Source organism: Microcoleus sp. N3A4, from assembly GCF_036701805.1.
GTDB lineage: Bacteria > Cyanobacteriota > Cyanobacteriia > Cyanobacteriales > Microcoleaceae > Microcoleus.
Window position 1 is genome coordinate 65,865 of sequence record NZ_JAUBRJ010000018.1, and the last position, 11,615, is coordinate 77,479.

Sequence of the window (11,615 nt, forward strand, 5' to 3'; positions counted from 1 at the left end):
ACCGGGTTTCTACGAGTTTTGCGACCAGTCACGAGAAATATACGAAGAAACCGGGTTTCTGAGGTCTTTTGATAATCAGATGTATGTACTGCCAAAATTCCTCATCAATCAGGAATAAAACTGTTAAGTTCTTCGACTAGCAAATGTACTGTTGTTGAAGGATTGTCAGTTTCAGGATTGGGGCGATCGTATTCCTGTAAAAGCCGTTTTGCGTGTTTAATTGCATCTTGCTGTTTGTCTTTTAGTTCCTCATAAATTGTCTCGCTGTTTTTCTGATACTTGTGTCCCAGTAACTTGGTTAGCATATTTTGATAATCTTTGCGAGAAATTCCCGTATTATAAAAATGGAAGTGCAGTAAATACCAAAGTTCAAAAGCATCATTGGAGTAAGCTACTTTAATGCCGTTAGTTTTGGCAAGAGTTATAGCTGTATTAAAATTTTGCGCGTCGTGAGGATTTTTATCGTTTCTATCGCGATCGAACACGCACCAAAATCGGTCTTTTTCGTCGGATTCTGAGTTGTTTTTTAACTCAATAGCTTTTTCTACTAAACTCTTCGTATTTTTTCCTTCTCCTTTAATATCTAGATTAATTACCTTTGTGTCTACCGGGAAACTTTTAAAATATTTGGGTTCTGTTTTCTCACCTTCGCACACGATTAAAAACCATCTTCTAGTTTTAACCTTTCTATTGTAGTAATCAATATTTGTTCTTTTAGACGAACTTTTTTTATTCATGAAGTTCACCTATTAGTTCTTTAAAATTACCAATAAAAGGGATAGCGCCATACTTGCCGATCAGGTAATCCCGCTCAAATGAGGCATTTTTTCCTACTTTATACTCTACCAAAGAGTACAAATCAGTAGCACCCTTGTTGTTCTTTTCGGTAAACCATATTTGATCCTTACGAAAAGTCTTGCTGCTGAGCAAGTTTGTGTCGTGTGTCGTGAATATAAGCTGTGCGTTGTGCGGATTAGTCTCGTTAGAATTGAATAAGCAGATTAATTCGCGAGTAATCAGCGGATGCAGTCTGGCATCAAGTTCATCAATTAATAAAATCTTTCCTGTCCTGAAAGTATCCAGAAGAAGGCCTGCTAATGCAAACAGTTTGTTTGTTCCCTCGGATTCGTGCGTTTCGATATCAAATAATTCTATAGCAGTCTGTTTCCCATCAGCATCATATTTCCGGTGAACTGTTTTAACGCCTACTTCATATATACCGAACATAGCGGTTTTCTGGGAAATATACTTTTTGATTTGAATATCAGCAATCCCTAAGTCTAATTTCTTGATAAATTCAATAATATCATGTCTGTGGCGATCGTTCTCAAAAGACTCTAAAGTTTCCTCGCGGTATTGTGTATCTTGCAAGCCTGATATCAATTGCAAATTTTTACTGAACCACAGCAATATTTTACCAGAAATTTTACCATTAAATTGTGCGACAACAGAAAGAAATAAAGCATTACTTCTGGTTTTATCCCTAATGCCTTGTCCCTCTGGAAAATCATCTAATATATAATTATCAAAATCCCGTTCAAAAAGCATTTTTTCTTCACTTTTATCAGCTTGAAATAGCCACTCAGAAACAACTTCCCGCGCGTTCACCTCAAAACCGTACCTAAAAGTTTTGTCTTCTAGTAGAAAAACGATTTCAAAGAAAGACGGCTCTTTTTCTGTCTCCGTACTTAGCCTGAATGCTTCAATATCGATCGCGTCTGAAACTTGCGTTTCTTTGGATGAGTTGAGGACAAACCATTTCATAAAGTTAATAGCAGCAACAAGGTTGCTCTTACCACTGGCGTTAGCTCCATAAATAGCAGCACTTTTGAGTAAGCTTAACTTATCCTTAATTGGGAATACATTATTTTCGTTCAGCTCTTTGTCTTCCTCATTAATTGACGAGGCTACCATGCTGAGGGTGACAGTTTCTTTAAAAGATTTGTAGTTGCCGACGCTGAATCCAATCAGCATAACTTGCCTCCGATCGCCTAAATTAGTATAACGTGCAAATTTTGCAATTCTTTCTATGATAACACAACCAGCTACCTCAGCTAACACCAAGTGCTAACCATGCGAATTCTCCAAATTATCCCCTCAATTTCCCTCGTCTACGGCGGCCCAAGTCAAATGGTACTCGGACTTTCTGCGGCCCTCGCTTCCCAAGGCATCGATGTCACAATTATCACCACAGATTCTAACGGAGATATCGGTCAAATTCCCTTAGATGTGACTCTAAATCAACCAATACAACAAAATGGTTATCAGATTATTTATTTCCGCTGTTCTCCGTTTCGTAGATATAAGTTTTCTCTCTCGTTATTGCAGTGGTTGAATGCAAATGCACAACAATTTGACCTCGCCCACATTCACGCTTTATTCTCGCCAGTAACTACCTTTGCCGCCACAATTGCTAGATATCGCCACTTACCGTATATTATCCGTCCCTGCGGTATGCTTGACCCCGCAGACTTGCAGAAAAAAAAGCGCTTAAAACAGATTTATGCAGCAGTTTTAGAACGCCCTAATTTAGCAGGTGCAGCAGCAATTCATTTCACCAGCAAGCAAGAAGCTAAAATATCAGAAAGATTTGGTTTGGGAGGGACAGGCAAGATGCCCGTGCCACAAGATTTTTTGCCACAAGATAACACAGGCAAGATGCCTGTGTCACAAGATTTGGTGATTCCATTGGGGGTGAGGGCCGATTTTTATTCTGATATATTGCCGGATTCTGAAATACCAATAATATTATTTATGTCGCGGATCGAACCCAAAAAAGGGTTAGATTTGCTAATTCCCGCACTGGAAAGTCTTTTGGCAGAAGGCATGAATTTTCATTTTATTTTAGCAGGTTCCAATCCGCAAGATGCAGGTTATGAAACAAAAATTCAAGAAAAAATCCAAAATTCAAGTTTAGGAAAATCTACAACAATCACTGGCTTTGTTAGTGGCGATCCAAAAGTTGCACTATTGAGAAAAGCCGACTTATTTGTATTGCCTTCCTACTACGAAAACTTTGGCATTGCTGTAGCGGAAGCGATGGCCGCCGGTGTACCTGTCGTAATTTCCGATCGCATACATATTGCGGAAGACATACAGCAAGCAGAGGCTGGTTGGGTGGGGCCTTTGGAAGTAGGGGCGATCGCCAATTCAATCAAATCAGCACTTCTGAACCCACAGGAGCGCCAGCGGCGGGGATTAAACGGCAAAGAGTATGCCGAAAAGTATTATAACTGGGAGGCGATCGCCCGACAAACCATCGATGCTTACCAGCAGATTTTGTCATCTACTAACTAATGCAACAGCGGTTTACCTTTTACTTCTTCTCCTGCTGCGAGTTCTGGTGCTGCTGCTATCAGAATTTTCCGGCGCTATTTTTTCGGGGCTGCTATTGCTTTTAACATCAGTAGAACCCGAACTTGAGGTAGCGATCGCCGATTTTCTTCTAATTATAATCGGAACATTAACAGATCGACCGCAGGGTCTGCCGAAGGAGTCTATGTTCCTTCGATAATCGCAGATTGCAGCCTGTACACTCGGTTCTTGACAATCTTTAATAAAGCTTTGTGCTAATTGGTAATTATTTCCGTCTCCCTGCTTTGAGAAAAGTTCTCCAGCTTGTTGAAAATCTGATACTGCTTGCGATTTTGTTCCCAGCATACAGCGAATAGCACCTCGTTCCAAATAAGCCAAACCATAATTAGGATTAACGCGAATAGCTTGTTCGTAATCCCCGATCGCCTTTTGCTTGTTTCCCAATTCATAGTATGCTTGACCGCGACCGAAATAAGCTTCTGCCAAGTTAGGATTAAATTGCAGCGCTCGATCGTAATTGTAAATTGCCTGCTGCTTGTTTCCCTGTTGGCCAGTAGCAATCCCCAATCCGAGGTAAGCTTGAGGTATGTTCGGATTCAGCGCTAAAGCCTGAGTAAAATTGGCGATCGCCCCCGGAACATCTCCCTTTTGAACTTTCAAAGAACCTTGGTTGCTGAAATTTGCAGCTTTTTGAGCGATCGCAACTCTTTGACCGATAACAGCGCGATTGGCTCGGTAATTAGATAACTTATTTTGAGCTAAATTATAAACAGGTGTACGTGAATCGATCGCTTCTAAAAGTGCGATCGCCTGTTGCCATTTACTTTGCGACTGATGCCAAACTTCCATCGGATGAGGCGGTTTTTGCACAACTACAGCAGCTTCCATCGCCAATTGTTGAGCTTTTTCTAGACTTTCTGCAGCCTGTAAATTTTGCGCTACTGGAACCAAACTCGGGCGCAGTTGCAGCAAATCTGCTCTAGCTTGTTGATACCCAAAGCCGGGGAAGTTAGGAATTTTGTCTAAATTGGCGATCGTTTCTTTAAGTCGTCGATCAAAACTTCTGAGCAGATTTACATCGGTGACTTTCCCTGCATTCTGCGTTTCAACTGCCAGTATGTTCGCTTGCTTCAGCGTTTCATTTCCCGATCGCATAACGGCGCTCATCCCTGCACCTGTCCCCAACATCAAAACGCCTAAACTTGCTAATAAAGCTGCGGGTATTTTGCGGCTTCGCGAATTATTAACTTGATTGTTAATTCGTGATGGCTGTACCCTTCGAGTCTGACGAGACTGTTCCGCTTCCGGTTCTGAATCCACCTCCAAATCCCAAGCAGGCAACTGCAAATCATCTGCTGCTGTTCCCGCTGTCAACTCCCTACTAATGGAAGCAATATTATTGCTATTTCCGCTGTAATACTTGTCAACCAAACTCTGCAATCCTGCCTGATATCCTTCTCCTACCGCCTGAAATCTCCACTCTCCATTCTTTTTATACAAACGACCAAATTCTACAGCAGTCTCTCGCGCAAAATTCTCTTTTAATTCATAGCGAACCAGTTCGCTTTTTGTATCCAAATTGGAAATTTTGATAAAAGCATTTTTGATATTGCTGAAATTTGCCTTGATTTTATCTGCTTCGTGAATAGTAACAGCAAAAGTCACTTCCTCAATTTCAGGATTGATTTTATCTAAAATAACGCCGTAAATACTCTTATTCTCTTGACCTCGGTTGTTTTTCTCAGAAATCGATTGCAGTACCGAACCGTCAAAGGATTGCAGATTATTATAAAAGATAAAATATTTATCGTTAGGTAGTTTGCCGTCAGCACCTAGCATAAACGCAGAGACATCAATCTCGTAACTTTGTCCTGCCTCTGTCACCTGCCAACCGAGGGCGATCGCCAATTTTTTTAAACCGGGCGCTTCTTGAGAGATATTAAATCTCTCACCCTTACTTAATTGCATTGCCATCTGCTTATTTGTTAAACCTAAAATTTTATACTCCTAATCTTAATATTAAGTGGCACAATAAGTTCTTTAATTAATGAAATTTAACAGAGTTTCTCTAATCGCGGGCTTGATTAAAAATATCTGCTGCCTGTATCTGAATTTATTGAGATTTACTTAGAGAGAATTACCTAAGTGAAAACCGGGCTTTCTGCCCCAAGCGGTTTCTACAATTGAACTTAATTTGACATTAGTTTGGAGCATTTTCAAAACTAGGTAGCAAGGTAACAAAGTTACCAAAAGCTCCAGACGAGACTGTTCCGCTTCCGGTTCAGGCTTCACCTCCAACTTCCCAGCCTGGAACTGGAAATCATCTGCTGTTCCCGCTGCCAACTCGTTGGTAATTGGAGCAATATTATTACTGTTTTAGCTGCAATACTTGTCAACAAAACTCTGCAATCCAGCCTGATATCCTGCTCCTACCGCCTGAAATCTCCACTCTCCATTCTTTCTATACAAACGACCAAATTCTACAGCAGTCTCTCGCGAAAAATTCTCTTTTAATTCATACCGAACCAGTTCGCTTTTAGTATCCAAATTGCTAATTTTGATAAAAGCATTTTTGATATTGCTAAAATTTGCCTGAATTTTATCTGCTTCGTGAATAGTCACAACAAAAGTTATTTCCTCAATTTCAGGATTAACTCTTTCTAAGATAACGCCGTAAATAGTCTTATTCTCTTGACCTTGGTTGTTTGTTTCAGGAATCGATTGCAGTACCGAACTGTCAAAGGATTGCAGATTATTGTAAAAGATAAAATATTTATCGTTAGGTATTTTGCCGTCAGCACCTAGCATAAACGCCGAGACATCAATCTCGTAGCTTTGTCCTGCCTCTGTCACCTGCCAACCGAGGGCGATCGCCAATTTTTTTAAACCGGGCGCTTCTTTAGATATATTAAATCTCTCACCCTTACTTAATTGCATTGCCATCTGATTATTTGTTAAACATCAAACTTTATAGCGTTCATGTTAATATTAAGTGGCACAATAACTTTTCATTTTTAAGAAAACTTAATATTTTGTCTCGAATAGCGGGCCTGATTAAAAATACGGCAGATTCCACATTTATGAAGTACCGCTCCAGATTATTCTATCCCCGTAGGGACACGGCATTGCCGTGTTCCTACACTTCATCAATCTGGAATACGCTGTATGTGCTACCGATCTCCGAATTTATTGAGATTTACGGAGAGAGAATTACCTAAGCAAAAACCGGGCTTTCTCCAAAACCCGGTTTCGACAATTGAACTTAATTTAACTCTAATTTTGAGCATTTTCCGAACTAGGTGGCAGGGTAACAAAGTTACCAAAAGCTCCAACAGTTTGATAGCTTTTTTTGCCTAATTCCGTTGTGTAAATACTGACCACACCTAAATTTTGACGCTGCGTTGTATTGTCGAGCAAGCTTTCGATCGTGTCCCGCTGCGAAGTCAGTAAATTCTTGCAACTGCCGATCAAAGTATCTGCAACGCCGCTCAAAGCTTTAGGCACGCGAGAATCTTTGCACACAGTGTTTTCCAATTCGGTTTGGAGTACGCCGGAAGCATAAGTTAGGTATTTGTCTCTCCCAGGATTTGTAAATGCCATGCCGGCAGCCAGAAGAGTCAGGGCGATCGCAACTTTTCCCACGTTGCCGAAAAAACTAGAAGTTGACTTGTTAGTATTCATTGGTTTATCAATAATCATTTTTTTTTAGTCCCGTTGAGTTATAAGCTTCTCTTGATTTAAACTACACTTCGTCGGAAACAGATTTCAGAAAGGAGAGGACAGTTTTTAGATTGGAGGCGAGTTGCGAGTAAGTCTCTCACTGGTTTACCTTCCTTTTACGTTTCCCCCTCCCTCAAATCCGGTAAATCTTCAACAAACATTTAGCTGGTTCCTAGGCTCTGCCTATGAACCGAGATCCAGAGGCTCTGCCTCGCTGATCCTCGCTTTAGAAGAGGCAGAGCCTCTGGATCTGCATCCCCAGGCTCTGCCTGGGGACGAGGAGCCTGGGGACGAGGAGCCTGGGGACGAGGAATTTAACGCCTTTCACTGCGATTTGCGCCGATCGATCTCCCGCTGCAATTCTTCAATCTGACGGCGCAGGGCCTCCGCTTCGCTAGCAGATGCTTGGGATTTCACGTCAACAGCACCCTCGGATACCGCCCGCTTGTAGTTCCCCAGCTTAATTTGGCGGTATTCTTCCGAACTTGCCCAGTCTCGCAAATACCGCAGGCGTTCCACCGGGAAAGGGTGACTCAGCATCACGCCTTGCCCGCCGTTGTAAAGTAAAAATTTATACACTTGGTTGAGATTGTCTCGATCGAGCTCTTGATAGTTATCAGACTGGCGGATAAATTCTTGCAAACTGCATTGGTCAGCATATTTACTGCTAACTCCCGCAAGTTTCATCATCGTATTCATCACGCTATTCAAGTCATCAGTTACTAACAAAGCCGCCCGGTCTGCGGATAATTCCGCCTTGCGCCGCCACTCGTAAAAAGCGTAAATTAAACCGCTGCCGACCATATTTCCCAGCCCGAAAGTCATCTCGCCAATAGTCGATGCAACGCTCATCGCCCACATCGCCATTTGATTTAAAGTTGGATGACCGCATTTAATATGTCCCAACTCGTGAGCCAGCACAACCCGAATTTCCGCCTCATCCAACAAGTCTAAAAGACCAGTATTTAATACTACATAAGGCTGATTTTTTCCCAGGGCATAACTGTTAACTGAGGGATTTTGAGACACAAACAAACCCGGTTCTGGAAAAACATCTAAAGCCTGCACGCACTCCCGAAATATATGATAAATGCTGGCATATTGGCGCGGGCCGACTTGAATGCTATTTCCCATTAGGTAAACGAATTGCGGTCGTTCGTAGACAAATTCTACAAATTTGCTGGCAATTAAGTCAAATCCAGGTACGCTCCGCAAAGCTGCTTCGGCTTGCCGATCGAGGGGATGCTGAAATGCTTCGCTAGAAATTCCAGTATAAGTAGGCATAGTTGTTGCAAAAATTACATTTAAGATATCAGTATTGCCGATCGCTGCTGGTGCTAGCTGGCGGCTGACTTATTAATCTTATCGCGACAAATATTGAACTATTGTGGAGCAGGCCCGAAAGGCGGTTCAAATTAACGTTAAAATTATGCTTCTTGTACAGGCGCGATCGACAAACATCTTTCGCTGTGTCTGTTTATCGCCTCACCCAAAAATTGGAACGTGCAAAAATGGCTATCCTGCAACTCGAAAACGGTACAACCTACACTCAATTAAGCGACATTGCGCGCGAACTCGCGCCTTTAAACATTCAACTCAACCGCTGGCCCGCGGGCGACAACCCAGAAATTCGGGAATTGCTAGCCAAAGATGCTATTGACGACAATCAAAAAGAACAAGTGCTGCAAGCCCTCGACGGCTACTTTCAACAACTCAAGGAAACCGCAGGCTATCAGTCGCGAGACTTAATCGTACTGCACCCAGACATTCCCAACCTCGACACTATGCTGTCCAAATTCAACAAGTGCCACATCCACGCCGAGGATGAAGTGCGCTACATCGTAGCAGGCGAGGGCATTTTTGGCTTCGTGCGGCCCGACGGCAGCCAAGTCGAACTCAAAGTGCAGCCGGAAGAATTTATCAACGTGCCGGCGAATACAGAACACTGGTTTTATTTGACAGCAGCGCGGAAAATTAAAGCTGTGCGCTATTTTACCACCACGGTCGGCTGGACGCCGGAGTATACCGATACGGAAATTCGATCGGGCTTAGCTGCTGTTTAAATATGCCAGCTAAAGATAAGTTTCACGAACTCGTCAAGACAGCCCTCCAAAATCAGGGTTGGATAATTACCCATGACCCTTATCATATCGATCTCGGATTTGTTGATTTTTATATCGATCTGGGTGCAGAACAGTTATTAGCAGCGACAAAGGATAATGAAAAAATTGCGGTTGAAATCAAAACGTTTTTGGCACCATCGACGATTTCAGAATTTCATACCGCAGTGGGGCAATTTATTAACTATCGGATTGCATTAGAATTTGACGATCCAGAGAGAACTCTTTACCTGGCAATTCCATTAGATATTCACAAAAAATTTTTCAAATACTCATTTATTCAAACGGTGATTGAACGCAATCAAATTCCGCTTTTAGTTTACGATACCGAAAAAGAGGAGATTTCTCAATGGATAAAGTAAGTTTGTATCGTCAATATATTCAGGAATTGCTAACTGAACGAGCCCAGCGACGATCGCCTAACGATCCAGTTTCCAGCGAAACGATTTTCGATCTGGTAAGCGATCGCTATCAACTGGTTCATGTTGGTTGGAAAAACAGTAGCACTCGGATTTATGGCTGCGTGATTCATGTAGATATTAAAGATGGGAAAATTTGGGTACAGCATGACGGGACTGAAGAAGCGATCGCCGATCAATTAATAGCACGAGGTGTCCCATCCCAGGAAATTGTGCTAGCCTATCATGCACCTCATGTCAGACAATACACCGATTTTGCAGTTGGTTGATCCAGCCTCAAACTTTGTGATTTACCGATCGCAAAATACTCAAAGCAACCGCCTCCGCCACCTTAATCCCATCAATCCCCGCCGATAGGATTCCACCCGCATATCCCGCACCTTCCCCAGCAGGATAAAGACCTTCTGTATTTAAACTTTGATAATCTTCCTTGCGTTTAATCCGAATCGGTGAAGAAGTGCGCGTTTCCACCCCAGTCAAAACCGCATCATCCATCGCAAATCCTTTAATCTGTTTGTCAAAAGCCGGAAGTGCTTCGCGGATGGCTGCGATCGCATAATCTGGCAAACTTTCGCTCAAATCAGTCATCACAACTCCCGGCGTATAAGACGGCTGCACAGCGCCTAGCGCCGTGGAAGGGCGATTCGCCAAAAAATCACCCACAAGCTGCCCAGGGGCTTTGTAAGTGCCACCTCCTAACTCAAATGCCCGTTCTTCTAGGCGACGCTGAAACTCAATTCCGGCTAAGGGATGACCGGGATAATCCTCCGGCGTGATACCCACCACAATCCCGCTGTTAGCGTTGCGTTCATTGCGAGAATATTGACTCATTCCATTGGTAACAAGTCGCCCCGGTTCTGAGGCCGCGGCCACTACCAAACCACCGGGACACATACAGAAGCTATACACAGAACGATTGTTTTGGCAATGGTGAACCAGTTTGTAATCGGCGGCACCCAAAAGCTTATGGCCTGCCCGATCGCCAAAACGACAGCGATCGATAATAGTTTGGGGATGTTCGACCCGAAAACCAATGGAAAAAGGTTTAGCCTCGATATAAACCCCGCGCGAAAACAACATTTCAAAAGTATCGCGGGCGCTGTGTCCCACCGCCAGAACTATATAATTACTAGCAATATATTCTCCGCTGGCGAGGGTAAGTCCCTGCACTTTTCCATTTTCGATGTGGATATCTTCCACACGAGTTTGAAAACGAATTTCTCCGCCTAATGATTCAATTTGAGCGCGAATACTTTGGACAATTCCCACCAGTTTGAACGTGCCAATATGCGGCTTATTAATATATAGAATTTCCGGTGAAGCTCCCGCATTCACAAGTTCCGTCAGCACCTTGCGTCCATAATGCTGAGGATCTTTAACTTGGCTGTAGAGTTTGCCATCGGAAAAAGTACCCGCACCGCCTTCGCCAAACTGGGCGTTAGATTCTGGGTTAAATTCTGCTTTTTTCTTCCAAAATCCAAAGGTGTCAACTGTGCGATCGCGCACCGCTTTGCCGCGTTCTAAAAGGATAGGGCGAAACCCCATTTGTGCCAGCATCAGACCTGCAAACATCCCGCACGGCCCTGTACCGATCACAATGGGGCGAATCGTCAAATTGCTGGGGGCTTTGGCTACAAAGCGATAACTCGTGTCTGGTGTCACCATCACATGAGGGTCTTTTTTGAAGCGCGCCAAAAGTTGCTTTTCCTGTGTCGTCTCTACATCCACAATATAGACAAGCAGGATTTCTGCTTTTTTACGAGCATCGTAGCTGCGCTTGAAGATGGAATAGCCGAGCAATTCTTCGGGGGGAATTTGCAGCTTTTTGAGAAGGGCGCTGGCGATCGCATCTTGAGGATGATCTAGGGGGAGTTTTATTTCAGTTATTCGTAACATATAGCAGAGGGAAGTTCGGCAACAGATTGGGTAACGGATTTAACTGAGATGTTGCACCATTCTCGCTTAACAGGCAAGATGCCTGTTCCACACAAACTCAATTTTATTCAACAACAGGCAAGATGCCTGTTCCACACAAACTCAA

The 11,615-nt window shown here is 43.1% G+C and carries 11 protein-coding genes; 4 read left to right on the top strand and 7 right to left on the bottom strand.

Annotation, left to right across the window (positions count from 1 at the left end; genetic code table 11):
- Positions 1 to 104 precede the first annotated feature (104 nt).
- Both QUA56_RS13140 and QUA56_RS13145 read right to left on the bottom strand, forming a co-directional pair.
- The gene (locus tag QUA56_RS13140) at positions 105 to 737 is read right to left on the bottom strand and encodes an RloB family protein (protein WP_333358132.1); all 633 of its coding nucleotides are present in this window, start codon (positions 735 to 737) and stop codon (positions 105 to 107) included.
- Positions 730 to 2,061, bottom strand: a complete 1,332-nt coding sequence (locus QUA56_RS13145; RefSeq protein WP_333358135.1) for an ATP-binding protein — start codon at positions 2,059 to 2,061, stop codon at positions 730 to 732. The genes QUA56_RS13140 and QUA56_RS13145 overlap by 8 nt, the downstream gene beginning before the upstream one ends.
- 12 nt (positions 2,062 to 2,073) lie before the next feature.
- Between QUA56_RS13145 and hpsP the strand changes: the two genes are divergently transcribed.
- Positions 2,074 to 3,297, top strand: a complete 1,224-nt coding sequence (gene hpsP, locus QUA56_RS13150) for a hormogonium polysaccharide biosynthesis glycosyltransferase HpsP (RefSeq protein ID WP_333358138.1) — start codon at positions 2,074 to 2,076, stop codon at positions 3,295 to 3,297.
- Positions 3,298 to 3,309: 12 nt separating this feature from the next.
- On the opposite strand, the gene QUA56_RS13155 is transcribed toward hpsP, so the two are convergent.
- The 4 genes from QUA56_RS13155 to QUA56_RS13170 form a co-directional block, all read right to left on the bottom strand.
- Positions 3,310 to 5,289 (bottom strand): TerD family protein, encoded by a 1,980-nt coding sequence (locus tag QUA56_RS13155; RefSeq protein ID WP_333358141.1) that lies wholly within the window; start codon positions 5,287 to 5,289, stop codon positions 3,310 to 3,312.
- Positions 5,290 to 5,691: 402 nt separating this feature from the next.
- Entirely contained in the window at positions 5,692 to 6,258 is a 567-nt protein-coding gene (locus QUA56_RS13160) for a TerD family protein (protein WP_333358144.1), read from the bottom strand.
- A gap of 330 nt (positions 6,259 to 6,588) precedes the next feature.
- Positions 6,589 to 7,014, bottom strand: a complete 426-nt coding sequence (locus tag QUA56_RS13165; protein ID WP_333358147.1) for a DUF4359 domain-containing protein — start codon at positions 7,012 to 7,014, stop codon at positions 6,589 to 6,591.
- A 345-nt stretch (positions 7,015 to 7,359) separates the two neighbouring features.
- Entirely contained in the window at positions 7,360 to 8,319 is a 960-nt protein-coding gene (locus QUA56_RS13170) for a M48 family metallopeptidase (protein ID WP_333358149.1), read from the bottom strand.
- Between the two features lie 227 nt (positions 8,320 to 8,546).
- On the opposite strand from QUA56_RS13170, the gene QUA56_RS13175 reads away from it, so the two are divergent.
- From QUA56_RS13175 to QUA56_RS13185, 3 genes are read left to right on the top strand one after another with little or no spacing between them, the layout of a single operon-like run.
- Complete coding sequence (locus QUA56_RS13175) at positions 8,547 to 9,098, top strand: acireductone dioxygenase (protein WP_333358261.1); 552 nt, start codon at positions 8,547 to 8,549, stop codon at positions 9,096 to 9,098.
- 2 nt (positions 9,099 to 9,100) lie between these two features.
- The gene (locus QUA56_RS13180; RefSeq protein ID WP_333358152.1) at positions 9,101 to 9,517 is read left to right on the top strand and encodes a XisH family protein; all 417 of its coding nucleotides are present in this window, start codon (positions 9,101 to 9,103) and stop codon (positions 9,515 to 9,517) included.
- Positions 9,505 to 9,843 (top strand): XisI protein, encoded by a 339-nt coding sequence (locus QUA56_RS13185; protein WP_333358155.1) that lies wholly within the window; start codon positions 9,505 to 9,507, stop codon positions 9,841 to 9,843. The genes QUA56_RS13180 and QUA56_RS13185 overlap by 13 nt, the downstream gene beginning before the upstream one ends.
- A gap of 7 nt (positions 9,844 to 9,850) precedes the next feature.
- On the opposite strand, the gene QUA56_RS13190 is transcribed toward QUA56_RS13185, so the two are convergent.
- Positions 9,851 to 11,470, bottom strand: a complete 1,620-nt coding sequence (locus QUA56_RS13190) for an NAD(P)/FAD-dependent oxidoreductase (protein ID WP_333358158.1) — start codon at positions 11,468 to 11,470, stop codon at positions 9,851 to 9,853.
- Positions 11,471 to 11,615 lie beyond the last annotated feature (145 nt).